Annotated in this window: 29 protein-coding genes, 1 tRNA gene and 2 pseudogenes; 18 read left to right on the top strand and 14 right to left on the bottom strand. The window is 42.8% G+C overall.

Annotated features, from left to right (window positions below):
* Positions 1-11 precede the first annotated feature (11 nt).
* Entirely contained in the window at positions 12-878 is an 867-nt protein-coding gene (locus QUE24_RS07285; protein ID WP_286305937.1) for a DNA ligase, read from the top strand.
* 85 nt (positions 879-963) lie between these two features.
* Here the strand turns inward: QUE24_RS07285 and QUE24_RS07280 are convergent, their stop codons facing one another.
* On the bottom strand, positions 964-1203 hold the full coding sequence (locus QUE24_RS07280; RefSeq protein WP_286305936.1) for a DUF2798 domain-containing protein: 240 nt from the start codon (positions 1201-1203) through the stop codon (positions 964-966).
* 128 nt (positions 1204-1331) lie between these two features.
* Between QUE24_RS07280 and QUE24_RS07275 the strand changes: the two genes are divergently transcribed.
* Entirely contained in the window at positions 1332-2252 is a 921-nt protein-coding gene (locus tag QUE24_RS07275) for a LysR family transcriptional regulator (protein ID WP_286305935.1), read from the top strand.
* Positions 2253-2368: 116 nt separating this feature from the next.
* On the opposite strand, the gene QUE24_RS07270 is transcribed toward QUE24_RS07275, so the two are convergent.
* The 6 genes and pseudogenes from QUE24_RS07270 to gpmI all read right to left on the bottom strand — a co-directional run bounded on the left by QUE24_RS07270 (position 2369) and on the right by gpmI (position 7781).
* Entirely contained in the window at positions 2369-3166 is a 798-nt protein-coding gene (locus QUE24_RS07270) for a response regulator transcription factor (RefSeq protein ID WP_286305934.1), read from the bottom strand.
* Positions 3167-3171: 5 nt separating this feature from the next.
* On the bottom strand, positions 3172-3726 hold the full coding sequence (locus tag QUE24_RS07265) for a DJ-1 family glyoxalase III (RefSeq protein ID WP_286305933.1): 555 nt from the start codon (positions 3724-3726) through the stop codon (positions 3172-3174).
* Between the two features lie 10 nt (positions 3727-3736).
* Entirely contained in the window at positions 3737-5050 is a 1314-nt protein-coding gene (locus QUE24_RS07260; protein WP_286305932.1) for a S41 family peptidase, read from the bottom strand.
* A 26-nt stretch (positions 5051-5076) separates the two neighbouring features.
* The gene (locus tag QUE24_RS07255) at positions 5077-5493 is read right to left on the bottom strand and encodes a murein hydrolase activator EnvC family protein (RefSeq protein ID WP_286305931.1); all 417 of its coding nucleotides are present in this window, start codon (positions 5491-5493) and stop codon (positions 5077-5079) included.
* Between the two features lie 56 nt (positions 5494-5549).
* A complete protein-coding gene (locus QUE24_RS07250) occupies positions 5550-6242 on the bottom strand; it encodes a murein hydrolase activator EnvC family protein (RefSeq protein ID WP_286305930.1) in 693 nt (230 codons plus the stop codon).
* Between the two features lie 8 nt (positions 6243-6250).
* Positions 6251-7781, bottom strand: a pseudogene (gene gpmI / locus QUE24_RS07245) (2,3-bisphosphoglycerate-independent phosphoglycerate mutase).
* A gap of 58 nt (positions 7782-7839) precedes the next feature.
* Between gpmI and QUE24_RS07240 the strand changes: the two are divergent.
* Genes QUE24_RS07240 through QUE24_RS07215 form a run of 6 tightly spaced genes read left to right on the top strand, consistent with a single transcriptional unit; the run spans position 7840 to position 11423 of the window.
* Positions 7840-8238, top strand: a complete 399-nt coding sequence (locus QUE24_RS07240; protein ID WP_414673369.1) for an ArsR/SmtB family transcription factor — start codon at positions 7840-7842, stop codon at positions 8236-8238.
* Positions 8239-8268: 30 nt separating this feature from the next.
* On the top strand, positions 8269-8688 hold the full coding sequence (locus tag QUE24_RS07235) for a rhodanese-like domain-containing protein (RefSeq protein ID WP_286305929.1): 420 nt from the start codon (positions 8269-8271) through the stop codon (positions 8686-8688).
* A gap of 26 nt (positions 8689-8714) precedes the next feature.
* Complete coding sequence (gene grxC / locus QUE24_RS07230; RefSeq protein ID WP_343749747.1) at positions 8715-8972, top strand: glutaredoxin 3; 258 nt, start codon at positions 8715-8717, stop codon at positions 8970-8972.
* 17 nt (positions 8973-8989) lie between these two features.
* Complete coding sequence (secB, locus tag QUE24_RS07225; RefSeq protein ID WP_286305928.1) at positions 8990-9481, top strand: protein-export chaperone SecB; 492 nt, start codon at positions 8990-8992, stop codon at positions 9479-9481.
* Between the two features lie 16 nt (positions 9482-9497).
* Positions 9498-10538, top strand: coding sequence for an NAD(P)H-dependent glycerol-3-phosphate dehydrogenase (locus tag QUE24_RS07220; protein WP_286305927.1), 1041 nt, complete (start codon positions 9498-9500; stop codon positions 10536-10538).
* 15 nt (positions 10539-10553) lie between these two features.
* On the top strand, positions 10554-11423 hold the full coding sequence (locus QUE24_RS07215; protein ID WP_286305926.1) for a hypothetical protein: 870 nt from the start codon (positions 10554-10556) through the stop codon (positions 11421-11423).
* Positions 11424-11484: 61 nt separating this feature from the next.
* Here the strand turns inward: QUE24_RS07215 and QUE24_RS07210 are convergent, their stop codons facing one another.
* On the bottom strand, positions 11485-12660 hold the full coding sequence (locus QUE24_RS07210; protein WP_286305925.1) for a class I SAM-dependent methyltransferase: 1176 nt from the start codon (positions 12658-12660) through the stop codon (positions 11485-11487).
* Positions 12661-12673: 13 nt separating this feature from the next.
* Here QUE24_RS07210 and QUE24_RS07205 point away from each other — a divergent pair, with 13 nt between their 5' ends.
* Positions 12674-13393: an SDR family NAD(P)-dependent oxidoreductase gene (locus QUE24_RS07205; protein ID WP_286305924.1), complete on the top strand. Its 720-nt coding sequence runs from the start codon at positions 12674-12676 to the stop codon at positions 13391-13393.
* Here QUE24_RS07205 and folK read toward each other — a convergent pair.
* Both folK and folB read right to left on the bottom strand, forming a co-directional pair.
* A complete protein-coding gene (gene folK, locus QUE24_RS07200) occupies positions 13352-13858 on the bottom strand; it encodes a 2-amino-4-hydroxy-6-hydroxymethyldihydropteridine diphosphokinase (RefSeq protein ID WP_286305923.1) in 507 nt (168 codons plus the stop codon). The two genes, QUE24_RS07205 and folK, sit on opposite strands and share 42 nt — an antisense overlap.
* The gene (folB, locus tag QUE24_RS07195; protein WP_286305922.1) at positions 13858-14208 is read right to left on the bottom strand and encodes a dihydroneopterin aldolase; all 351 of its coding nucleotides are present in this window, start codon (positions 14206-14208) and stop codon (positions 13858-13860) included. Before folB ends, folK begins: the two co-directional genes overlap by 1 nt.
* Before the next feature lie 79 nt (positions 14209-14287).
* Between folB and plsY the strand changes: the two are divergent.
* A pseudogene (plsY, locus tag QUE24_RS07190) lies at positions 14288-14883 on the top strand (glycerol-3-phosphate 1-O-acyltransferase PlsY).
* Between the two features lies 1 nt (position 14884).
* On the opposite strand, the gene tsaD reads toward plsY, so the two are convergent.
* Positions 14885-15892: a tRNA (adenosine(37)-N6)-threonylcarbamoyltransferase complex transferase subunit TsaD gene (gene tsaD, locus QUE24_RS07185; RefSeq protein ID WP_286305921.1), complete on the bottom strand. Its 1008-nt coding sequence runs from the start codon at positions 15890-15892 to the stop codon at positions 14885-14887.
* A gap of 140 nt (positions 15893-16032) precedes the next feature.
* On the opposite strand from tsaD, the gene rpsU reads away from it, so the two are divergent.
* The 6 genes from rpsU to pdxH all read left to right on the top strand — a co-directional run bounded on the left by rpsU (position 16033) and on the right by pdxH (position 21366).
* Positions 16033-16248, top strand: coding sequence for a 30S ribosomal protein S21 (rpsU, locus tag QUE24_RS07180; protein ID WP_007144284.1), 216 nt, complete (start codon positions 16033-16035; stop codon positions 16246-16248).
* A 29-nt stretch (positions 16249-16277) separates the two neighbouring features.
* Positions 16278-16739 carry a GatB/YqeY domain-containing protein gene (locus QUE24_RS07175; RefSeq protein WP_286305920.1) on the top strand — a complete coding sequence of 154 codons (462 nt, stop codon included), beginning with the start codon at positions 16278-16280 and terminating at the stop codon, positions 16737-16739.
* Positions 16740-16913: 174 nt separating this feature from the next.
* Positions 16914-18530, top strand: coding sequence for a DNA primase (gene dnaG / locus QUE24_RS07170; protein ID WP_286305919.1), 1617 nt, complete (start codon positions 16914-16916; stop codon positions 18528-18530).
* Between the two features lie 89 nt (positions 18531-18619).
* Positions 18620-20464 (top strand): RNA polymerase sigma factor RpoD, encoded by a 1845-nt coding sequence (gene rpoD / locus QUE24_RS07165; protein WP_286305918.1) that lies wholly within the window; start codon positions 18620-18622, stop codon positions 20462-20464.
* A gap of 11 nt (positions 20465-20475) precedes the next feature.
* A tRNA-Ile gene (locus QUE24_RS07160) sits at positions 20476-20552 on the top strand.
* Between the two features lie 166 nt (positions 20553-20718).
* Entirely contained in the window at positions 20719-21366 is a 648-nt protein-coding gene (pdxH, locus tag QUE24_RS07155) for a pyridoxamine 5'-phosphate oxidase (RefSeq protein WP_286305917.1), read from the top strand.
* A 202-nt stretch (positions 21367-21568) separates the two neighbouring features.
* On the opposite strand, the gene QUE24_RS07150 is transcribed toward pdxH, so the two are convergent.
* The 3 genes from QUE24_RS07150 to QUE24_RS07140 form a co-directional block, all read right to left on the bottom strand.
* Complete coding sequence (locus tag QUE24_RS07150; protein WP_286305916.1) at positions 21569-21709, bottom strand: entericidin A/B family lipoprotein; 141 nt, start codon at positions 21707-21709, stop codon at positions 21569-21571.
* A 15-nt stretch (positions 21710-21724) separates the two neighbouring features.
* Entirely contained in the window at positions 21725-22477 is a 753-nt protein-coding gene (locus QUE24_RS07145; protein ID WP_286305915.1) for a Crp/Fnr family transcriptional regulator, read from the bottom strand.
* A gap of 93 nt (positions 22478-22570) precedes the next feature.
* Positions 22571-22735, bottom strand: a complete 165-nt coding sequence (locus QUE24_RS07140) for a DUF1328 domain-containing protein (protein WP_007144291.1) — start codon at positions 22733-22735, stop codon at positions 22571-22573.
* 259 nt (positions 22736-22994) lie between these two features.
* On the opposite strand from QUE24_RS07140, the gene QUE24_RS07135 reads away from it, so the two are divergent.
* On the top strand, positions 22995-23237 hold the full coding sequence (locus QUE24_RS07135; protein ID WP_286305914.1) for a hypothetical protein: 243 nt from the start codon (positions 22995-22997) through the stop codon (positions 23235-23237).
* Positions 23238-23293: 56 nt separating this feature from the next.
* Positions 23294-23566 carry a hypothetical protein gene (locus QUE24_RS07130; RefSeq protein ID WP_286305913.1) on the top strand — a complete coding sequence of 91 codons (273 nt, stop codon included), beginning with the start codon at positions 23294-23296 and terminating at the stop codon, positions 23564-23566.
* Positions 23567-23570 lie beyond the last annotated feature (4 nt).

The raw sequence follows: 23570 nt of genomic DNA, 5'->3' as shown, positions 1-23570 counted from the left end.
AGGAGGCAAATATGCCACGTATACAGCGTGCTATCACTGTTGTTTTCATTTTCACCCTGCTTAGTCTTAATGGGCTAGTTCATGCTGCTCAGACTATGCCACCCGTGCAACTGGCCAGTGTCTATAAGCCAGAGAGGACTGAGCCAGTATCTGCCTATCTCGTCAGTGAAAAGTTCGATGGTGTACGGGCTATCTGGACAGGTCAACAACTTCTGACCCGTAGTGGCAATATTATCAACGCCCCAGACTGGTTTACTGCTTCCCTACCCGATGTATGGTTGGATGGTGAGTTGTGGACTAAACATCAAGACTTTGCACGGCTCAGTGGCATTATAAGAACACAAATACCGGATGATGAAGCTTGGCGAAAAGTGAGTTATCGGGTGTTTGATATGCCCGATCGTGAACTGCCTTTTGAACAACGTTATCAAAACTACACAAGTTTAATCACAAAACTAAATCTGCCACATATTAAACCTGTTAAACAATATCGGCTGATAAACAAAACGGCTTTACAAGACCTGTTACAAGATAAGATAGAACACGGTGCTGAAGGTCTGATTTTACATCTGGCGTCAGCTAAACATCACGGTGGGAGAACGCAGGCTTTATTAAAACTCAAGCCATATGATGATGCTGAAGCCACCGTTATTGCGCATTTGCCAGGCAAAGGTAAATACACTAATCAGTTAGGCGCATTACGTGTTAAAAATAAGCAAGGCCGGGTCTTTTCGATCGGTAGCGGCTTATCAGATCAAGACCGTATTAACCCACCTCCCATCGGCAGTGTCATTACCTATCGTTATCAGGGGGTTACTAAAACTGGATTGCCTCGGTTTGCCCGCTTTTTGCGTATTCGCGAGACCGATCTGGATTAAACCTGTTTCACTTTTTTAGTTTTTTCAGTGCAGTACAAGCTCAACCAGAGACATGGTTGAGCTTGATATCACTGTATGAGAACACTTAGGCCATATGCACGGTTTTTTTCACCAGAAAAGCCACAAAAGGTCTAACAATAAGAATACAAATAAAGGCGGCGGGCATGGCAACTTTGTATGCGTTTAGGGCATCACTGATGTAGTGTGAGGATAGGCCCTGAGTAACGCCAGTAATAATTAAGCACATTAAGAAGGCCATAATACCTGCCATATAAAGTGCAAAAACATACGACGTGAGTTTAACGGGTAATTTTTTTGTATTCATTAATTAACTCCTCTTAAGCAATGTGAGCAGTTTAGTCTTGCTATTGTTAAGTTTGTAGTCCATATAAACTAATTTTACTGTTAAGCTAAGCTTATTAATTTTTCATTATTATTGTTGGTAAAGTACAAATGGACACAATGCGTGGCGTTGAGAGTTTTGTCAGATCGGTGGAGTTAGGTAGTCTTGCCGCGGCATCAAGAAGACTTGGCATAAGTGCCGCAGCGGTCAGCCAAAATATTGCACGCTTAGAGTCATCTCTTGGTACACGTTTATTGACCAGAACAACAAGAAGTCTGGCATTGACCGATACTGGTGAGGTGTATTACCAGCGTGTTAAGGGTTTATTGCAGGAAATGGAGTTGGCAGCTGAGGCCGTTTCATACGTAGAAGGCAAGGTGTCTGGAAGACTAAAAATAGCCTGCTCAGCTGCATTTGCACGACATGTTCTCGCTCCCCTCCTCCCCATATTTTATGAACAATATCCGGATTTGAGTATAGAGCTGATTGCCAGTGACAGACATGTCGATCATCGACAGGAAGGTATTGATGTCAGCATCAGAATACGTGAGCAGTTAGATGACAGTCTGGTGGCGAACAGACTAACCACGGTTCCGTTAGTTTATTGTGCGTCGCCAGAGTATCTGAATAAAAACGGTATACCGGATTCCATCGCTGAATTACGTCAGCATAGATGTTTGTTATTTAAGATACCTGTTGATGAGAAAATTGTAGGCTGGTCATTTTTACGGCATGGGCAACGCTTTCAGCCTGAAGTGAGAACAGCCATGGTTTGTGATGATATCGATATGTTGGCTAATATCACACTCGCTGGAGGAGGTATTGCTAGAATCGCCGCTTTTGTTGTGACTCAACATGTGGCGGAAGGCAGGCTTATTTCTTTATTTGAGGAGGGAAGTCATACAGAGCTTCATGGTGAGCCTGAGCCATTAGACTATTATTTTTGTGTCGCTGATCGTTTTGCTAAAACATTAAAAGTTAGGGTTCTGCAGGAGTTTTTGCATCAGAATTTACCGACCAACTGGCTATAATAGGTGGGTGCGAATAAGTTATTCCTCTTATCAGACAGAGCTGAACAGTGTAATCAGCTAAAAAAACGAACTATGATGATAGGCTTGATATCAAGCAATGTAGCGACAAAATTCTTTTATGAGTCAAGTAAACGGAATAACATTTCGCGAATGGTATGCGGCTCGAAAGGTTTGTTGAGAATGGCTGAGACTCCGGCCTGCTCGACCTGCCCTAATCGTGCTTCATTATTTTCGGTGGTGAGTATCATGATGGGGATAGCGTCATTACCCATATCATTTCTGATGTATTGTACTAATTCATGCCCATCCATTTCCGGCATATTCAAATCAGTCACAATGAGGTCATAATGGTTTTCATTGATCTTATCTAATGCTTTGCGGCCATTTTCGGCATCATCAATATGTAAGATCCCCATCGTACTAAAAATACGCATAATGTGATTACGCGATGTCAGGCTGTCATCTACCACCAACAAACTGAGTTCACTCACATCATAGCTTTCAAGAGTAATCTCTTCCGGATCAATGATATCGAGTGTGGCTCTGATAGCACGTTGTAGATCTTTATGATCGAAGGGTTTAGGTAGAATGGCAATCACACCAGCTTGCCTAACGGGTTCAAGTGCCGCATGCCCTTTTTCACTTGAGATCAGCATATAGGACATATTCAGTTGAGGGTGTTTGTGTATAACGGTCTCTATAAGCTCATTGGCAGTCATATCCGGTAAATACATGGCGGTAATGACCAGATCTGGCGGATATTTATCAATAAAGTCTAATGCTTCTTTACCGCTGCTGACACCATCAATTTTATGCACACCCTCTTCATGCAGATGACGCATAATCAGTTTGAGCTGCATGGCTGATGGTTCAACCAGAAGAATAGACAAATCGTTAGCTGTAAGTAAGGCCATAGGTTTTACTTTCTTACCAAATCTTGTTCAACGGTATGTCGAGTTTGATGGTTTGTCATAACTTCAATAAGGGTTAAGGCAAAATCCATCGCTGTACCAGGTCCTTTTGAAGTAATTATTCTGTCATCGACGATAACAGACTCATCGGAAAGTGAGATTTCAGGCCAATCTTCTTGCTTTATTGCTCCCGGATAGCAAGTGGCTTTATGCTGATTGAGAATTTTAGCATGAGCTAGTACCAGCGGAGCAGCACAAATGGCAGCGATGTGTTTATTAGCATTTAACTGCTTTTGTAATAACACTGAAATACGGGAGTCTTGATTAAGATTGTTTGTGCCGGGCTGTCCGCCCGGCAAAACAATCATGTCAAAATCAGCGTTAACCATATCCTCAAGTAAATGGTCAGCAAACAGAACAATCTGTCTACTGCCTGTAACCTGATGTCGCTGGCTAAGGCTAGCCGTTACTACATTGATCTCTGCTCTTCTCAGTAGATCGATAACGGTAACCGCTTCAATCTCTTCAAAACCCTCGGCGAGAGGTATCAATACAGTAGACATAAGCTATCCTTTATTTTTTAAGGATGGTCATTCCCTTCAACAAATTAAGTGCTTGAGATAAAGCATAATCAGAGACTTCTAGCGGCTGCTCTTTCTCTTTATCAGCCTGGTTCTGTTTTGCATCGGTCTCTTCTTCTTCATCACCATTCATAAGATGATGTGCCAAATCACGCTCACGAAGAGGCGTAAACTCTGCATCTTCGATGGCTGAAATATGCACGGGTTTAAGCTCAATATCAGGCACAATACCTTCTGCTTGAATTGAGCGACCTGATGGCGTGTAATAGCGAGCAGTCGTCATCTTCACAGCTGTGTCATTGGTAAGAGGCATCACTGTTTGGACAGAGCCTTTACCGAAGGTTTTTGTTCCCATAATGACGGCACGGTCATGATCCTGTAAGGCACCAGCCACAATCTCAGAAGCGGAAGCAGAGCCACCGTTGACTAAGACAACGAGTGGCGCGCTTTTCAACATATCGTCTGGCGTCGCATGGAATTTCTGATCTGAGTCTGCAATACGACCTTCGGTATAAACAATAAGGCCTTTTTCTATGAAAGCATCAGAAACTTCAACGGCGGCATCTAGTACGCCACCTGGATTGTTACGTAAATCCAGAACCAGTCCGTTTAAGGCGCCATTATTTTCTTTTTTCAGGTCAGAAATAGCTTCTCTTAAGCTTTCACCCGTTCGAGACTGGAAGGTAGAAATCCGAACATAGGCATAACCGGGTTCCAACATTCTTTTCTTAACACTCTCCACTTTGATAATGGCACGAGTGATATTAATTTTTAGCGGTGTATCTTCGCCTTCACGAATGACGGTTAGCATCAGATCCGTACCAGGTTTGCCGCGCATGATGTCAACGGCATCGTTCAGTGTCATTCCTTTAACTGGCGTATCATCAAGACGAATAATTAAATCACCTGGCTTGATACCGGCTTTAGCTGCAGGGGTATCATCAATAGGTGTCACTACTTTGACAAAGCCATCTTCCATACTGACTTCGATACCTAAACCACCGAACTCGCCAGAGGTGCCTTCACGTAACTCTTTGAACTGATCTTTATCCAAGTATGTCGAGTGTGGATCCAGACCAGAAAGCATGCCGCGAATGGCATTTTCTAATAATTGTTTATCTTCTACTGGCTCTACATAACTGCTTTTTATTCTGCCAAAAATCTCAGAAAAAGTTCGCAAGTCTTCAAGAGGTAGATCGGGTTTAGTGGCTTCCCTGTCAGCAAAAACCATTTGGCCAAATACGAGGGTGGCACCTAAAATTACGCCGCTGGTAATTAAGCCGAAATCACGTTTAAACAAACTCATATTCCTTCCTTAATCGATAAGACTTGTCAGCCTTGTTTTCCCAACCATTTTAATGGATTTGTTGGGCTGCCTCGGTGACGAATTTCAAAATATAGGCCGGAAAGGCCGCGAATTCCTTGTTCGCCTGACTGTGCTATAACATCGCCGGCCTTAACATATTCACCGACATCTCTCAGTAGTGATTCATTGTTGCCATAGAGGGTCATGTATTTATCACCGTGATCAATGATGATTAACAGACCAAACCCTCTCAACCAGTCAGCAAAGACAACGGTGCCGGCTGCTGTGGCTTTGACATCATTTCCAGTTGGTGACGCAATGACGATACCTTGCCACTTGAGTTTACCAAGATTTCTCGAGCTACCATAGCGGGCAAGTATTTTTCCACTCACTGGCCAATCTAGTTTACCTGTCAGACGTGAAAAAGGTGTGTTTGGTTTCACAGCCGTGAGTTTCTTGCCTGGCTTGGGTGCCGGTGGTGTTGGTGTAGACTTTTTACTCAGTGAATTGAGTAGCTGTTGTAGGTTTTTTCTTCTTCTTTTAAAGAGGCTAAACGACTATCTTGGCTGGAGATGCTTTTATCTAGCGCGACCAATGTCGCTTTTCTTTGTTCGGTTTGTTGCTGAAGCTCAGTTTGCTTAGAACGCTGTTGAGTTAGCATGTTTTCCAGTGACTGTTGAGCAAGCAATACTTCACGTTGCTCATTGTTAAGCTTGGTTAGCAGTTGGTGAATATTATGTAGCTCTTGCTGTCTGGCCTGATGGAAATAGCGAAAATACGTACTGCCTCGACTCAGAGTAGAAATATCTTTCTGATTAAGTAAGAGTTCAAGATAACTGGGTTCGGCATGAATAAAAGCGGTGCGTATCTGACTATAAAGGGCATCTAGTTGTTGTTTTTGTTCTTTTTCTTTAATGCCCATTTCCTGACGTAAGGCCTCAACCTCTTTATGTTTATTGTCTATTTGGGTTTCGATATTTCGCAGCTGTTTGTTCAGTTCAGAAACTTGTCGGCTCTGTTTTTTTAATTTCTCGAACAGAGCTTCCCTGTCAGCCTTCTTTGCCGAGAGATCGCTATTTAGGGATTTTATTTCATCACGAACGTCATCTAAGCGTGACGCTGAATCTGTCTCAGCATGAACACTGAAACAGATCAGCAGACTTAAGCTCGCCAGTAAGATCTTTAATGTCACGTTTTTGTTTACTTGGGCAGAACTAATCGTTTTTTATTCATTTCATCAGGGATTGTCAGCCCCATCAAAGACAACATCGTTGGTGCGATATCAGACAAAGTGCCCCCATCAACACAGTCGGCTTCACGACCCGCGAATAATAACGGAACAACGTTGTTTGTATGGGCGGTGTGAGGCTGCCCCGTCTCATGATTGACCATGCGCTCGGCGTTTCCATGATCAGCGGTTACCAGCATTTCACCGCCGACTTTTTCTATTGCTGACCAGATTTTACCTAAACTGACATCCAGTGTTTCAATGGCCTTTACCGCTGCAGCAAAATTACCGGTATGGCCTACCATGTCAGCGTTGGCGAAGTTACAGATGATGACATCGTATTTTTCGCTGTTAATGGCTTCGACCAGTTTTTCAGTGACTTCGGGTGCATTCATTTCAGGTTGTTGATCATAGGTATCCACTTTAGGTGATGGGATGAGTATACGGTCCTCACCCTCATAAGGCGCATCCTGACCACCGTTGAAGAAAAAGTCACATGTGCGTATTTTTCTGTTTCGGCAATACGTAGTTGAGTTTTACCCTGAGCCGATAAATATTCCCCCAAGATGTTATGTAACTTTTCTGTGGGGAAGGCGATAGGTGCGGTAAAGTCTTTTTTGTATTCTGTTAGTGTGACAAAATCTGCTATTTCGATGTGTCGTGGTCGTGTAAAACCTGAAAATTCAGGGTTGATGAAACATTCTGTCAATTCGCGGGCACGATCTGAACGGAAGTTCATAAAGATGATGCTGTCACCATCATTCACTTTCACTGGATCGCCAATGGTAGTGGCTTTAACAAACTCATCGGTCTCTTCTCGTTCATAAGCCGCCTGCAGGGCTTCGATGCCTGTTGCTGCCTGATACTGACCCTTACCTTCAGTGATGAGTTGATAAGCTTCTTCGACACGATTCCAGCGATTATCCCTGTCCATGGCGTAGAATCGACCGATAACTGTAGCAAGTCTTCCGGCGCCTGATGTTTTAAAACTGTCCTCAAGTTTTTCAATAGCCGTGTGAGCGCTTTTCGGCGGTGTATCGCGTCCATCGAGGAAGGCATGGACGTAAATGTTTTTAGCACCCTGCTTCGCGGCTAGTTCGACCATCGCATGAAGATGTTGTTCGTGACTGTGAACACCACCATCAGACAGTAAGCCAAAGATATGTACCGCGTTATCCGTTTTTTTGCTTTTTCTACGGCATCAATCAAAACACGATTGTTAAAAAACTCACCATTCTTGATTGCCAGACTAATACGGGTAAATTCCTGATAAACCACGCGCCCCGCGCCTAAATTCAAATGACCGACTTCAGAATTACCCATCTGATCGCCAGGCAGCCCAACACCCTCTCCTGAGGCATTGATTAATGTGTGTGGATAGTTTTTCCACATATTATCCCAGTTTGGGGTATCTGCTGCGAGAATAGCATTGTTTTCTGCGGATTCGCTATAGCCCCATCCATCGAAGATGATGAGCGCCAGAGGTCTGTGTGTTTGAGTCATTGATTAGTCCTTAAAACGAATGGTGGTCTGGCTCTCTGCTGACTCACCGTTGTCTTGTATGTCATTAAGAATTGATGCCGTGTATTATATGGTGTTTTGTGATGAAATACAGTCACGGGTACTGACGGGCAAAATTGTGGCACAAGCTTTAAACATGGATTCTATCGCGATTGATAATGATATCGAGCGTGCTGCATTTGCACTGAAAGCGATGTCTCATCCTCTTCGTTTGAAGATTCTCTGCGCGATTGGAGAAAATGAATTATCCGTTCAGGATATCGTAGAGCATGTTGGCACGACACAAAGTAACGTCTCCCAGCATTTGGCAAAATTGCGTGAAAAAGAGATTCTCATGTCTCGTCGTGACGCTAATCGCATTTATTATCGTGTAAACGATGAACGAACGCTTCGTTTGATTGAGATGATGCGTGAAGTATTCTGTTCTGCAAAAAATTAATCTAATTTTAAGACAGCTTTAAGGGTTGATATGGAAAATTTGGGCGAGTTTATTGTTAATCATTGGATTTTAAGCACGGCATGGATTGTATTAGCTTGGTTAGTTTTTTCCGATGCAATTAATCGTAAACTGACAGGATTACATCCGCTTGATGTGAACCAGTCAGTCCGACTAGTCAATCAGTACAAAGGTAAGTTTGTTGATGTGCGTGAACCGGAAGAGTTTGAAAAAGGGCATATTGCTGACTCAGTAAACCTCCCACTCTCCAAGTTGGATGAAGAAATCAGTAAGCTAAAAAATAAATCGCAGCCATTAGTCATTGTATGTGCAAGTGGTCAGCGTGCAAAAAATGCTGCTAAAAAGTTCAAATCGAATGACTTCGAAGAAGTCTATGTGATGACTGGCGGCATTAATGGATGGAAAGAGGCAAAATTACCCCTCTTTAGTTAATTAAACAAAATGGCAGGATTTTTATTGTGGCAAAAGTAATCGTTTATTCTTCCGCTCACTGTCCCTACTGTGTGATGGCAAAGCAACTGCTGGAGCGTAAAGGTGTTAAGTACGACGAAATTCGTGTGGATCTTGATCCCTCTAAAAGAGAAGAGATGATGAAAAAGAGCCAACAAAGAACCGTGCCACAGATATTTATCAATAATAAAGCCATAGGCGGCTACACTGATTTAGTTGCGATTGATCGCAGCAAAGAGTTAGATAGCCTCCTGGCGCAATCTTAAAACAAGAAGGAATAGAGATGGCTGAAGAAAATACAGCAGCAGGTGAAGAGCAGCAAAAACCACGTTTTGTGATTCAAAAAATTTACACAAAAGATGTGTCTTTTGAATCACCTAATTCACCAGAAATTTTCCGTGAGGAATGGCGTCCGCAATTGGATTTGCAGCTAGGTAATGAATACAACCGTATCGACGATGATACACATGAAATTATTTTGTCAGTTACTGTCACAGCAAAAGTAGGTGATAAGACGGCATTTCTTGTTGAAGTCAAACAAGCTGGTATTTTTACTTTAACGGGCTACACCACTGAAGAAATGGGACCATTAGTCGGCAGCTATTGTCCGAATACCCTTTTCCCTTTCGTCAGAGAAGTCGTTTCTGATCTGGTGACCAAAGGTGGCTTCCCACAACTTGTCTTAGCGCCAGTCAATTTTGATGCGATGTACTTGCACCAGAAAGAACAGGTAGAAAGACAAGCCCGCGAAGCAAAATCAAACACCACTCACTAAGACTTGGGTAGCGGCTGTGGCAGAACAGGCCAATTTAACACCAACATTAGTTATAGGTGCCGGTGCCTGGGGAACGGCATTGGCGATGGCGATGGCCAGAAATGGTTATCAGACCTGGTTATGGGGACGTGATAAACAACATCGTTCGGAGATGACGTCGTCGCGTGAGAATACGCGTTATTTACCAGGTCAAGCTTTTCCTGAGGCCTTATCCGTTGTTGATGATCTCGATACAGCCATACGTGATTGTCGACATGTACTAGTTTCTGTTCCCAGTAAAGCGTTTGTTGAAAGCTTGCATATGATCAAGCCAAGGCTTGGAGAGACAACGCCAGTTAGTTGGGCGACCAAAGGGTTGGCTCCAGATACGGGTGAGTTGCTCTATGATGTTGCTCGTTCGGTATTAGGTGAAAGTCATCCTTTGGCTGTCATATCCGGTCCATCCTTTGCTGCAGAAGTTGCCGCTAATCTTCCTACTGCCTTTACTGTCGCGTCGGAAGAGGGGCATTTTGCTGAGCAATTGGCGGGACTATTTCACTCTTCGACACTACGTGTGTACACAACTTATGATGTGCTGGGAGTACAGATTGGCGGCACAGTGAAAAATGTATTAGCGATCAGCGCAGGTATTTCTGATGGTTTAGGCTTTGGGGCTAATGCCCGAGCAGCATTGATTACACGAGGTATGGCGGAGATAAGACGTTTAGCCGCAGCACTAGGGGCTGAAACTGAAACACTGTTTGGCTTGTCTGGAATTGGTGATTTAATTTTAACCTGTACGGATGACCAAAGTCGTAACCGCCAATTAGGTTTGGCGATAGGAAGAGGACTCAGTGTTGAAGATGCTGTTCAAGCTGTAGGTAAAACGGTAGAAGGCATGCATGCTGCCAAAGAGGTCATGATAAGAGCTCGACAAGCTAAAATTGAAATGCCGATAGTGGAACAAGTATGCAAAATTTTGTTTGAAGGGTACGATCCACGAGAATCCGTTCAGACGTTGTTATGCAGAGAACAAAAAGCAGAACTCACACCTCCCGCTAATAAACGGGTTAACTAAAACGAGGAAGAATCTATGCGAGGCATTGTGAAGTACAGCACGGCAGTGACCGTTGCTTTAGCCCTGAGCCTGGGGCTGAGTGGTTGTGGTAACCCACTGAAAAAATCTGATGAAGTAGAAATTTCTACAGAGGGAAAAACCTTATTTGAAACAGGTTTGCAGTACGTTAAAATTGTCGATCGTGATGTGCCGGGTGTGGCTAACGACCATCCTTACTCAATATCTCCAGATACAATGCGTACGGTTTTAGAGTCTCTTTATGTAAATGAAAAAGTACTGTTCAACCAACGCCAAAACCCCTTGTTTTCACCTGCAGAGTTACAAATTCTGAGTAATGGCTTAGCGAACGGATTGAGCCGTGCGCAGCCAAATGAAGATGTGACTTTCGTGACCCTTGGTGTGCATCAGGGCATGATTGCGAAAGAGCGTCAAAGTGATAGTGGTCGTGTTTTCATGAGTGGTGGACGTTTAAACATCATCTTCGGTTTGTTGCATGAAGATTATCGTGACAAAGATCAATACACAGGTCAGGAAATTGACCGCCGTGTTAATCCTTTGCTGCCTGGTACAAGAAAGTTTGACTCAGAACCTGCTGTAAGAGTTGCTCTTGATAATGGTATGTCATATCACATTGATCCTGAGACGGGTAAAGAAAGAACAGACTGGATTGAGATTGATATTCCTACAGTCTTACAAACCGTTGCAGAACGTCAAGCTGATTCAAAAGATGCACTCATCAGCCCAGAGTTGAAAGAAGATATTGCGCGTAATAAGCAAGAAACCAGCAATCTTCGCGATGATATGGCTAATATCAAAGAAGTATTATTTGATATGAGTGAAAAAATGGATAAGTTACAAAAAGAACTGGAAGCGCTGAAGAAATAATTCCAGCGGTTCATTTTCTACTATAAAAGGGGCCTTGTGCCCCTTTTTTTGTGCCTGTTTTTTAGAGTTGATAGCGCCTGTCACTTACTGAAAGTCGTGGCAGTGAATTAATGTTCTTTATCAGACTCAAGACTTTAAATTGCTGTCCCATTTGACCTGGCATCAATAACTGCTTTAAAGCCGCACTTTGTTGTAGCCAGTCAGCTGATGTCATTTCACTATGGCACTTCGCCGCAATTGAGGTGATATCGCCTGCTATTAGAAAATCACTTTGTTCATGGAATCCGGCGACATCCATATCTTGTTCCAAAGCAATGTCAGCAAGAGTTGAGAACTCAGTGTGTGTCGTGATGTCTTGCAGCCCAGGTAAAAAGAATGGGTCATCATTGATTTGATGACGAAAATAGCAACATAAGGTCCCCTGCTCTCTTTCTTCGCGGTAGAACTCTGTAAAGCTATAACCATAGTCAATAATAAAGATGGCGCCGGCTTTTAGTGATTGAGCCGTAGTTTGTAGCCATTGCTGTGCTGTTAAGTTGATTTCAGTCTCGTAATATTCAGTTGAAATAAAGGATTGAATACGCTCAGCTTGTTTTTGAAGATCAGCTTTCGTGATGGCCCTGTCTTGCCATGCGAACGCGTTATTATTCCAGCCAACATGACGTTCAAATAATTCATTATCTTTTATTTTTATAAGGTTAACTGGCATGGCATCACATACTTCATTGGCCACAATAACCCCTTCAAACTTTTCTGGCAGGCTATCCAACCAAATAAAGCGATCCATAAGTTCAGGGATATGTTGCTGCAGATAGGCCCGTTGCCGTTGTCGTAAATCTGCGCTGATTTCTAGAATGAAATAATACTCAGGTAACTGGTGCTGGCTTTTGAGATAAGTCATGATATCGGCGGCCAGCTGTCCCGATCCTGCCCCAAATTCGAGTATCTGCTTTTTTGTTAACTGTACCAACACGTCATGTATATGTGTGGCAATACTATAACCAAAGAAATGACTGATCTCTGGAGCTGTAGTGAAGTCACCATACTTGCCCAGTTTATGACTGCCTGCACTGTAGTATCCATAGCCTGGGGTATACAGACAAGCTTGCATATAATCAGAAAAAGGAATTGAACCAGCTTGAGAATAGATCTGTGTCTTTATGATTTCTTTTAACGCATCACTGTGCTGTTGCGCTTCGGGAGAAACAGTCGATAATGTATCTGGATTATTCATCATTAAGGAGCAGCAATTGCAACAGGTTGTATTGGTGACAGGTACGAGTCGTCGAGTGGGTTTGCATATGGCCAAACGATTCCATGAACAAGGTTGTAATGTATTAGCACATTATCGTACTGAGACGTCGGGTGTCCAAGAAATGCGTGACTTGGGTATCGAAACAGTGCAGGCCGATTTTTCTTCGACAGAAACAATAATGACCTTTATTGAGGATTGCCAACAACGTTGTGAGTCTATAAGAGCCGTTATCCATAATGCGTCTTCTTTTTCACCCACACCAGATGATTTAGCAGAGGCTGCTGAGCAGTATGAACAGTTTTTTTATGTGCACATGATGGCGCCTTTTCTTATCAACGAAGGCTTGAAGAATAAGTTTCAGGGAGATGAAAACAAGCCTGCTGATATCGTGCATATTACCGATATCAACGTGGAAAATCCGACCGCTCGTTTTGATACTTATGGCACCACTAAAGCTGGACTTCATAATATGATGCTGGTGTTGGCTAAGAAATATGCGCCAATGATAAAAGTCAATGCCGTTGCTCCAGGGCCTGTGCTATTCACCGAGTCACACTCTGATGAGGTGAGGCAACAGATGATGTCTGAAACCCCATTAGGCTGTGAAGGTGGCGCCGAACCAGTCTTTTTGGCGGTAAGAAGTTTGTTAGATAACCCTTTTCTGACCGGTGTATCAATCGCGGTGGATGGTGGTCGCCGACTCTCCAAACGATAAATGACCCACTTGGATAGCGGTGCCACTTTGAATGCTCTTCGTAATGGGCTTGTCAGCTAAGAATAAAAACAACTCGTCGATTAATGGGTAAAGAAAATACTCATCTGTCACTTGTCTGGCAGGAGTATTCAGGTCATCCGGTACAGTCAGTGAGCAAAGAATATCTAAGTCGGCAGGTCGATCTTTATGTTTGCGATCAGGATCTGCTCGATCTCGTCCAAGTGTCGTTTCTATGTCGTTACAGATATCTTTCAGACTTTCTTTCGATATATCAGTCTCAATGAAAATTACAGCATTAAGGAAGTCATGCTGACTGTTCATTCCTACTGGAGGAATGTGTAATACCCGACTGATATCAAAACTCGCAAAATGTGCCAAGAGCTGGGCAATAATCTGAGAAAAATTCTCAAAAGGCGCAATATTGCAGCCTAATCCAAGCAGGTAGCCGTTTCTTTTCTTGTGCATTATTTGCTTCGTTCAATCACAATCCGCGCGGTGTTTTGCCCATGAAGAGCGACAGGTTTGCTTAGTGTCAGCTTGAGTTTTGGAATTGAAAATTCAGTGAGTAGCATCTGCGTAAGATCTTCAGCGAGTGTCTCAATGAGCTGATAGTCACTGGCTTTAACAAAGTTAACAATTTTTTGGGCGATCGCACCATAATCGAGAGTGTTACTGATGTCGTCTGTTTCCGCAGCTTTACGAATATCCCAGTCCATTTCGAGATCAAAAGTCAGGGTCTGTTGGGTGTGTCTTTCCCAGTCGTAAATACCAATAATGGTATCGATTTTAAGGTCGTTAAGAAAAATTTTATCCATATCTCGATCTGTTAAAGGGTGGCAATCACTGATTCGCGACCTATAATGTCGCAACGTTTTTAAAAGGTAGCATCATATCATGCTTGAGACTTATACCTTACCCGTCATCTTATTGGTGGTCGCTTATCTTTTTGGTTCATTATCCAGTGCCATCATTCTCTGTAAACTGGCAGGCTTACCTGACCCGAGAACGCAGGGATCTGGCAACCCTGGAGCCACTAATGTGCTGCGTTTTGGAGGAAAGAAGCTTGCCGCTACCGTATTGCTGTTTGATGTTCTAAAAGGTGTCATTCCTGTTGCAGTGGCACATGCAGTCGGTCTTGAAATGGTATGGGTAGCGGGTACGGCATTCGCAGCCTTTTTAGGACATTTATTCCCCGTTTTCTTTGAGTTTAAGGGGGTAAGGGAGTCGCGACAGCGTTGGGCGGTTTTATTGCTTTGTCCCCTGCTCTGGCTGCTGCAGGCTTAGCGACGTGGTTAATTATCTTTGCTGCGACACGAATATCATCGCTATCTGCCCTCGTGGCTGCTGGCTTAACACCCGTCTACAGCTTGTGGCTGATTGACAGTGTTAATGCACGTTGGATTATCTTGCTGACAGCACTGCTATTGATTGCCCGACATCATGGCAATATACGCCGTTTGCTCGCTAAAGAAGAATCTAAATCTGGTTAGTTTATGGTGGGCTGAGTTCATTCAGCGGCCAGCGAGGTCTGACAGTAAAACTTGGCACATCTTGATATTTCATTGCCTCATGGCGCATGGCGCCTGCAAAAGCAATCATAGCGCCATTATCACTGCAAAATGCTTGTCGCGGATAAAACACTTCAACGCCCTTCATCGAGTCTAGTTTATGACGAAGCGCTTTATTGGCACTCACGCCTCCGGCCACCACTAAACGTTTATGCCCTGTTTGTTTGAGGGCTCTTTTACATTTGATAGCGAGGGTTTCGACAACAGCTGTCTGAAAAGCTAAAGCAATATCCGCTTTATCCTGTTCCGTTTGTTTTGTGTCCAGCCAGGTATTCATAGCAAATGTTTTTAAGCCACTGAAGCTAAAATCGAGGCCAGGTCGATTGGTCATCGGACGAGGAAAAACAAAGCGATCGGCAATACCTTGTTCGGCCTTGGCAGCCAGATAGGGGCCACCAGGATAATCCATCCCAAGTAGTTTGGCTGTTTTATCAAAAGCCTCGCCAACGGCATCGTCAATGGATTCACCCAGTAGCTCGTATTGGCCAACCCCTTTTACATCCACTAGCAAAGTATGACCACCTGACACGAGTAATGAGACAAAAGGAAAGGCTGGAGATGGTGTTTCGAGTAAAGGAGATAATAAATGCCCTTCCATGTGATTTATCGCTAAGGCAGGAATATTGAGAGCCCAGGCAAGGCTGCGACCTATCGCGGCGCCAACCAGTAATGCACCAGCTAAACCTGGTCCAGCCGTGTATGCAATGCCATCAATATCACTTCTGGATAATCCTGCCTCGGATAATACTTCTTCGATTAAAGGTAAGGTTTTACGAATATGATCTCTCGAAGCCAGCTCTGGGACGACACCACCATATTCGGCATGCATAGCTATTTGGCTAAATAAGCGATGAGCTAATAAACCTTTTTCAGTGTCGTAAATGGCGATACCTGTCTCGTCACAGGAAGATTCAATACCTAAAACACGCATTTTTTACCTAAACTATATTGTGAGTAAACGTGACTATTATGCCCTTTTTTATAAATAAAGTGATTTAACTGTTTGCTTTCCGGTAAATATTTCGTACAATTAGGGGTTTCCATACAAGAATTGTTTAGGGAGTTTTTTGAATGCCTGCAGTAAGAGTTAAAGAGAACGAACCATTTGACGTCGCTCTACGTCGTTTTAAACGTGCATGTGAAAAAGCTGGCACTGTTGCCGAAGCCCGTGCTCGTGAAGCTTATGAAAAACCAACAACTGTACGTAAACGTGCCGCAGCAGCAGCCGTAAAACGTCACCAGAAGAAACTGTCTCGCGAAAACGCAAGCCGTATCCGTCTTTACTAAAATCGTTATTCAGAGACAAGTCCAATACCATGCCTGCAGAAGCCAGCCCGTTAAAAGTTACTATTCAAGACAGCATAAAAGACGCTATGCGTGCGAAAGACAAAGAACGTCTTGCCGTGCTTCGTCAAATTTCAGCAGCGATTAAGCAAGTTGAAGTAGATAACCGGGTTGACCTTTCTGATGACGATATTGTTGTCATCCTGACAAAGATGAGCAAACAACGTCGTGAAGCATTAGAACAGTATGAAAATGCCTCTCGTGCAGATTTGGCGGATATCGAAAAAGCTGAACTTGCCGTTATTGAAGAGTTCATGCCTGAGCAGCTATCTGAAGAAGAGGTTGCTCAAGAAATCCAAACAGCCATTGAAGAAGCTGATGCAAGCAGTATTAAAGACATGGGCGCAGTCATGAATGTGTTGCGACCAAAAATTCAAGGCCGTGCTGATATGGCCGCAGTTAGTGGAAAAGTAAAATCAGCGTTAAGCAATTAAAACAGCAACGCTGCCGTATCTCATAAGATATGGTTAATATTTTCAATAAAATTCAGCCATAATACCAGATATGGCTGGTCAAATACCCCCACAATTCATTGATGAACTGCTAGCCCGGGTTGATATCGTAGATATCATAGATGCCCGGGTTGCTTTGAAAAAGCAGGCAAGAATTTGCATGCCTGCTGTCCTTTTCATAATGAAAAAACTCCTTCGTTTACAGTTAGTCCGGAAAAGCAGTTTTATCATTGCTTTGGCTGTGGTGCACATGGCACAGCAATAGGATTCCTCATGGAATACGATCAACTTAGTTTTCCTGAAGCTATTCAGGAACTAGCTGATCATGTGGGGATGACTGTGCCGACCACACAAAATGTCTCGCAATCTCCGCAACAGAAAAACCTCTATGACTTGATGGATAAAGTCAGCCAATTTTACGTCCATCAGTTACAAACTCACCCCGACAGACAGCTTTTTGTGGATTATTTAAAGACTCGAGGGTTATCTAAAAAAACAGTTGAAATGTTTGGCATCGGTATGGCGCCAGATGGTTGGGATAATGTTTTAAAAACCTTTGGTTCTTCTCAAGCACAAGTTAAACAGCTTCTGGATGCCGGTTTGTTGATCAAAAATGATACTGGACGGACCTACGATCGCTTTCGACATCGTCTTATGTTTCCAATTCGTGATCGCAGAGGCCGAGTTATTGGTTTTGGCGGTCGAGTATTAGACGATTCAACACCAAAATACCTTAACTCGCCTGAAACACCGATTTTTCATAAAGGAACAGAACTGTACGGCCTCTATCAGGCAAAAAAACAGAACCGTAAACTTGAACGAGTACTCATTGTTGAAGGTTATATGGATGTTATTGCTTTGGCCGAACATGGTATTACAAATGCAGTTGCCACACTGGGTACTTCAACCACACCAGATCATTTAAAACAATTATTAAGGGCCAGTCCGGAGGTGGTTTTTTGCTTCGATGGCGATCGTGCAGGTAGAGAAGCTGCCTGGCGAGCAGCGGAAAATGCATTACCTATGTTGGGTGGTAATCAGCAACTGAAGTTTATGTTTTTGCCCGATGGTGAAGACCCCGATAGTATGGTGCGAAGGCATGGTGCAGAGGCATTCGAGTCAGAAGTGCTACATGCCCAAAATTATTCAGATTTTTTCTTCACATGGTTAACCGAGAAGGTTGACCTCAGTTCAATGGATGGACGCGCTCGTCTGGTAGAAATCACCAAGCCATACCTGAAACATGTTCCAGCGGGGGTCTATAGGGATATGTTAGAACAACGTTTAGCGGAGTTAAGCCAAACTAATATCGCTACATTAAACAGGCATATAGAGAAGCCCGCATCGAGACTGCAGAGAGCACCAAAGAAGCAAACATTAGCGACCATGACGCCATTAAGGCTAGCTATTAGCATTCTTCTGCAATATCCCATATTGGCGAGAGAGATTGATGACACAGCATCGATTAGTTCTCTTCAGTTACCAGGTGTGAATATTCTTAAAGAATTGCTTGAAACTCTTCATCAGTATCCCCATCTTACTACTGCGGCACTTCTAGAACGTTGGCGCGACAGGGAAAATGGTGCGCATCTTGAGAAGTTAGCGCTGCAAAGTTTGAGTTTGTCAGCTGATGAGCTCAAACACGAGTTGCTCGGTATATTTTCGCAACTACAAAAACAAGCTAAGGAACAACGACGAATTTATCTCGAGTCAAAACCGCTCAGTGAGTTAACCGAAGCAGAAAAAGCTGAGTTACGGTTATCGCAGAAATAAATGTTTATGTTAATTTGATGCAATAAATTTGTCATTTCAGTATAATGAAGTGTTCACGTCTATAAGCGTCACAGGGTTAAAGGGGCTGCATGAAAGATCAACAATCACGCGTTAAGGAACTGATCGCCTTAGGTAAAGAACGTGGTTATCTCACCTATGGTGAGATTAATGATCATCTTCCGGAAGATTTGGTAGATGCTGATCAGGTCGAAGATATTGTCAGCATGTTTAGTGACCTCGGTATTATGGTCCACGAAGATGGCATGGATACCGATGAAATGGAGCGTCTTGCTGAAGCGGTTTCGTCGAACGACGAAGTCTCCGATGAAGAAGCTGCTGCTGTCCTAGCAAGCTCTGATGGCGAATTTGGTCGAACTACTGATCCAGTGCGTATGTATATGCGTGAAATGGGCTCGGTCGAACTTCTGACACGCGAAGGCGAAATTGTCATTGCCAAACGCATTGAAGCGGGCTTGCGTGAAAGCCTGATGATGCTATCAACATATCCTGCATGTATTTCATCATTTTTAGAGCTGTATGACGCTGTAGAAGCAGGGGAAATGCGTCTGAATGAGCTAATAAAAGGCTTTGTTTCAGCAGAAGAGCTGGTAGAAGAGCAGGATGATCTCAGCGATACAGATGACGACTCAGATGATGATTCTGACAGCGATTCAGATGATGACGATGATGACGATAGCGTAGACAACGTCAGTGATGATGATGATTCAGGTGAAATCGATCCTGAAGAAGCGCGGGTTCGGTTTGAAGCATTAAAAGACAGCTTTAATGCCTATCTGAAAGCTGAAGATAAAGAAGCTGAGACGTTACGCGAACAGGCAAGTGCTCAATTTATGGAGTTTAAACTCACTCCAAAAACATTGGCTTATCTCAATGTCTTAATGAGCGATACGGTCAACGAAATCCGTAATCAAGAAAGAATTATTATGGATATCGTAGTAGAGCAAGCTCGCATGAATCGCCGTGATTTTATTGATTCATTTCAAGGTAATGAGAGCAATGTTAACTGGGCTGATAAGCATATCAGAGCCAAAAAACATTACTCTTCTACCATTAAGAAGCATCACGACGAAATCATTGCTGCACAATCAGTTTTAGCTGAGATTGCAGAAAGTCGTGGCATGTCAATTTCTGAAATAAAAGAAATTTCACGCCAAATGTCGATTGCAGAGGCTAAAGCCCGCCGCGCGAAAAAAGAAATGGTTGAGGCGAACTTACGTCTGGTTATTTCTATTGCGAAAAAATATACAAACCGTGGCTTGCAGTTCTTGGACTTGATTCAGGAAGGTAATATTGGCTTGATGAAAGCCGTTGATAAATTTGAATATCAACGTGGTTATAAGTTCTCAACCTATGCAACCTGGTGGATCCGTCAGGCGATCACCCGCTCAATTGCCGACCAGGCACGCACTATTCGTATTCCTGTGCATATGATTGAGACAATCAATAAACTGAACCGTGTTGCCCGCCAAATGCTACAAGAGATGGGGCGTGAGCCGACACCGGATGAGTTAGCTGAACGTGTCGATATGCCTGAAGATAAAGTACGTAAAGTACTGAAGATATCTAAAGAGCCAATTTCGATGGAAACACCGATCGGTGATGATGAAGATTCACATTTAGGTGATTTTGTTGAAGATGTGAACGTGATTTCACCTTCAGATTCTGCGATAATAGAAGGCTTGCGTGAAGCGACTCAAGGCGTATTAAACGGCCTGACAGAGAGAGAAGCAAAAGTTTTACGTATGCGTTTTGGTATCGATATGAATACCGATCATACGCTTGAAGAAGTAGGCAAACAATTTGACGTCACACGTGAACGTATACGTCAGATTGAAGCGAAAGCATTACGTAAACTGCGCCATCCTTCACGTTCTGATCAATTACGAAGCTTCCTAGATTCAGAAGGTTCGTAAGCTAGTCAAAAGGGCCTATAGCTCAGTTGGTTAGAGCAGTGGACTCATAATCCATTGGTCCTAGGTTCAAGTCCTAGTGGGCCCACCAATACAATCAAAGCCTTGGTATTAAGTTCTGCCAAGGCTTTTTTTATGCCTGACATTGATAAATAATTCACAAAAGATTGATTATAGTCATAGCATCAGCATATCCCTGTTGTGATAAAAAAATACGACAGGCATGGTGTTATTAATTGATTAATATGTGAGTAGTTATGAGTGATGATCTGGATTTGTCTGGTTTAAGAAGAAGCTACGAAAAAGACTCTCTTGACGAGAGTATGAGTGCAGCATCACCACTTGAACAGTTTAAGCTGTGGTTATCAGACGCGCTGGAAAAAGGTGTGTGTGAAGCTAATGCAATGACCTTAGCCACAGCAGATGAACAGGGTAGACCATCAACTAGACCTGTCTTGATAAAAGGGTTCGATGAAGATGGCATTGTCTGGTTTACTAATTACCAAAGTAGAAAAGGGCAAAATCTAGATGTTAATCCTTACGCCTCAGTACAATTCTTTTGGCCAGAGTTAGAGCGTGTTATCCGAATTGAAGGGAAAGTTGAGAAACTCACTACATCATTGTCAGATGAGTATTATACTTCGAGGCCATTAACCCACCGTATCGGTGCTTGGGCATCACCACAAAGCCAAGTTATTAAAAGTCGGAAAGTGATTGTTGAAGACGCCGCGAAATACGCATTGAAGTTTGGACTAACACCGCCAAGACCTGAGTCATGGGGAGGGTATAGACTCATGCCTCAGTATTGGGAGTTCTGGCAGGGACGATCTAGTAGGCTACATGATCGCATTGCTTATAGCTTAAAAACAGATGGTCAATGGATAAAACAACGATTGGCGCCATAAAACTGATAGAAAATGTGATCTTGCTCATAATTTAGTGTCTTTATATTCAATTTTTTTATCTGTACGACGCTACACTTATTGTGAGGTGATGGGTTTCAGTTCTCACAATTATTGCTCCTTCTAATTGATTAAGCTAGGTATATACCTAGCTTTTTTTGTAAAAAAAGCCCCAATTAAGGGGCTGAGAGTAAACCGGTAGGTTTTAATAGTTTTTATTTTCAGAGGCGGAATCTTCAATCGCATCGCCTGCTGATTCAACATCCTTGCCAACACCTTCCATCGTGTTACAAGCGGATAAGAAAAGTGCCAAAGATAATGGAATTAATAAGGTAGTAAGTTTCATAATTTGCTCCTCCAATTATTGTTGAGAGGGTTTATTAAGTCTGGTCCAGTCCGGATACGTATCAAGATAACTCCGATCAAAACCAGATAGATCAATTAATCCGTCTAAATCGTTTATTTCTATTTGACCATTTTTATTGTCAATTAGACCTAAATCACGTAAGTGTTTAAACGTACGACTTACATGAACTGAAGAAATACCAAGGGTATCACCGATAATCGCCTGATTCATAGGTAGGTGAAACTCACATGCCCGCTGATGTAATCTCACTTTCATTTCAACAATGAAATGTGCAAGACGTTCAGCAGCGTTTCGTCTGCCTATATTGACGATTCTCTCAATCAGCATGGCCTGTTCTCTGGCCATGATCAAAAAGAATAAATCGGTTAATCTTGGTGATTTTTCAAAAATCTCAGTCAATCTTTGTTTAGGGAATGGACAGGCTTCTATTGGTGTCAGCGCCCTAAACTCTGTGAGTGAATGACTCAGTCCAATTTCCCTTAATCCTATAATCTGACCTGGCAAAAAGATATCCAGAATTTGCCTTTGGCCATCTGCCATGGTCTTTATCGCACAGGCCCAGCCAGATTTTAGGGTGTAAAAACGATCACTGTATTCACCAGCGAACGCTAGACGTTCACCAGAGCCAAACTTACGAGCATCTCTTTCTAGAGCGGCAAGAAGGTTTACTTCTGACTCTGACAACTCGACCATTTTTTCAAACTGACGAACAATACAACTTTCTGTATCGCTGATAACAGATTCCATGAAGACTCGCTCAAATAATGTAGTTCAAAAGAGACCTTCTTGAATACGCCATCATCGATTAAGAATGTCTATATTTTTCGTGAGAATATACGTCTACATAGGTGGACGTCTACCAGTAATGAAGAAAATGAGGGCGAGAACTAAACCAATAACAAATAAAATCCAAGCAATGTTGGTCGCTGTACCAGCAACACCACTTAAACCAAGCGCACCAGCAATGATACCGATGATTAAAAACGTCAATGCCCAACTTAACATATCTATCTTCCTTTATAGTGAATGGGAATGAATACGATATGTGTATTTGATTACCTCGTCTTTAACATAGGTTAAGGCAGTAGTCATTAATCAGCGATAGGTTAGATTAAGAAGAGCCGAACAATAAGTATTTCCGATAAATACTTTTTGCTATGAAAGCTCTTTTAATGTCAGTATTGATGAACAAACGCATTAATAAGTTTGTCAGTCTAGTTGAATAATGTTTTTATTCAGCCCAATTCTAAATGGAGATGTATGTATGAAATCAATGAGTGAATCAAAGTCTTTTTCAATGATCTGTAAAGCATTTCTAATTATGTTTGCTTTTGCAGGCGTTGGTATGCTTTCAGCTTGTGATAACGATGGTCCAGCAGAAGAAATGGGTGAAAAAATCGACAACACGGTTGAAGATGCTGGAGATGCAATTGACGATGCTGCAGATGACGCTGGTGATGCTATTGAAGATTCAGCAGATGAAGCTGAAGATGCAATGGATAAATAGTTGCCACGGATAATAGTCTCGAAGATACGTTTATAACAGATCAATAGGAGATAAAAATGGCTACACAAACGACAAATCAAGAATTACAAGAACAGTTAGATGCATTACGTAAAGATTTTGCCGAAGTTACCAGTACTTTAAAAAATCTAACTACAGAATATGCACAACAAGGACAAGATAAAGTCAAAGCGACTGCACAGCAGGCACAACAACAGGCAAAAGAGAGTATTGCTAGAGCACAAGGCGAAGTTGAAGCACACCCATATACAAGTATGGCCGTTGCTTTTGGTATTGGCTTGGTGATTGGTAAAGCGCTCGATAGAAAATAACTCT

Origin of the sequence: Methylophaga marina, assembly GCF_030296755.1 — a bacterium.
Taxonomy (GTDB): Bacteria; Pseudomonadota; Gammaproteobacteria; order Nitrosococcales; family Methylophagaceae; genus Methylophaga; species Methylophaga marina.
The sequence above is the reverse complement of the archived record's forward strand: the minus strand, read 5'-3'. Positions and strand labels throughout refer to the sequence as shown.

Coding starts and splice junctions, on each gene's coding strand:
- QUE24_RS07285 (WP_286305937.1), top strand. CDS start 12: ATGCCACGTATACAGCGTGCTATCACTGTTGTTTTCATTTTCACCCTG.
- QUE24_RS07280 (WP_286305936.1), bottom strand. CDS start 1,203: ATGAATACAAAAAAATTACCCGTTAAACTCACGTCGTATGTTTTTGCA.
- QUE24_RS07275 (WP_286305935.1), top strand. CDS start 1,332: ATGGACACAATGCGTGGCGTTGAGAGTTTTGTCAGATCGGTGGAGTTA.
- QUE24_RS07270 (WP_286305934.1), bottom strand. CDS start 3,166: ATGGCCTTACTTACAGCTAACGATTTGTCTATTCTTCTGGTTGAACCA.
- QUE24_RS07265 (WP_286305933.1), bottom strand. CDS start 3,726: ATGTCTACTGTATTGATACCTCTCGCCGAGGGTTTTGAAGAGATTGAA.
- QUE24_RS07260 (WP_286305932.1), bottom strand. CDS start 5,050: ATGAGTTTGTTTAAACGTGATTTCGGCTTAATTACCAGCGGCGTAATT.
- QUE24_RS07240 (WP_414673369.1), top strand. CDS start 7,840: ATGTCATTAAGAATTGATGCCGTGTATTATATGGTGTTTTGTGATGAA.
- QUE24_RS07235 (WP_286305929.1), top strand. CDS start 8,269: ATGGAAAATTTGGGCGAGTTTATTGTTAATCATTGGATTTTAAGCACG.
- secB (WP_286305928.1), top strand. CDS start 8,990: ATGGCTGAAGAAAATACAGCAGCAGGTGAAGAGCAGCAAAAACCACGT.
- QUE24_RS07215 (WP_286305926.1), top strand. CDS start 10,554: ATGCGAGGCATTGTGAAGTACAGCACGGCAGTGACCGTTGCTTTAGCC.
- QUE24_RS07210 (WP_286305925.1), bottom strand. CDS start 12,660: ATGATGAATAATCCAGATACATTATCGACTGTTTCTCCCGAAGCGCAA.
- folK (WP_286305923.1), bottom strand. CDS start 13,858: ATGCACAAGAAAAGAAACGGCTACCTGCTTGGATTAGGCTGCAATATT.
- folB (WP_286305922.1), bottom strand. CDS start 14,208: ATGGATAAAATTTTTCTTAACGACCTTAAAATCGATACCATTATTGGT.
- tsaD (WP_286305921.1), bottom strand. CDS start 15,892: ATGCGTGTTTTAGGTATTGAATCTTCCTGTGACGAGACAGGTATCGCC.
- rpsU (WP_007144284.1), top strand. CDS start 16,033: ATGCCTGCAGTAAGAGTTAAAGAGAACGAACCATTTGACGTCGCTCTA.
- QUE24_RS07175 (WP_286305920.1), top strand. CDS start 16,278: ATGCCTGCAGAAGCCAGCCCGTTAAAAGTTACTATTCAAGACAGCATA.
- rpoD (WP_286305918.1), top strand. CDS start 18,620: ATGAAAGATCAACAATCACGCGTTAAGGAACTGATCGCCTTAGGTAAA.
- pdxH (WP_286305917.1), top strand. CDS start 20,719: ATGAGTGATGATCTGGATTTGTCTGGTTTAAGAAGAAGCTACGAAAAA.
- QUE24_RS07150 (WP_286305916.1), bottom strand. CDS start 21,709: ATGAAACTTACTACCTTATTAATTCCATTATCTTTGGCACTTTTCTTA.
- QUE24_RS07145 (WP_286305915.1), bottom strand. CDS start 22,477: ATGGAATCTGTTATCAGCGATACAGAAAGTTGTATTGTTCGTCAGTTT.
- QUE24_RS07140 (WP_007144291.1), bottom strand. CDS start 22,735: ATGTTAAGTTGGGCATTGACGTTTTTAATCATCGGTATCATTGCTGGT.
- QUE24_RS07135 (WP_286305914.1), top strand. CDS start 22,995: ATGAAATCAATGAGTGAATCAAAGTCTTTTTCAATGATCTGTAAAGCA.
- QUE24_RS07130 (WP_286305913.1), top strand. CDS start 23,294: ATGGCTACACAAACGACAAATCAAGAATTACAAGAACAGTTAGATGCA.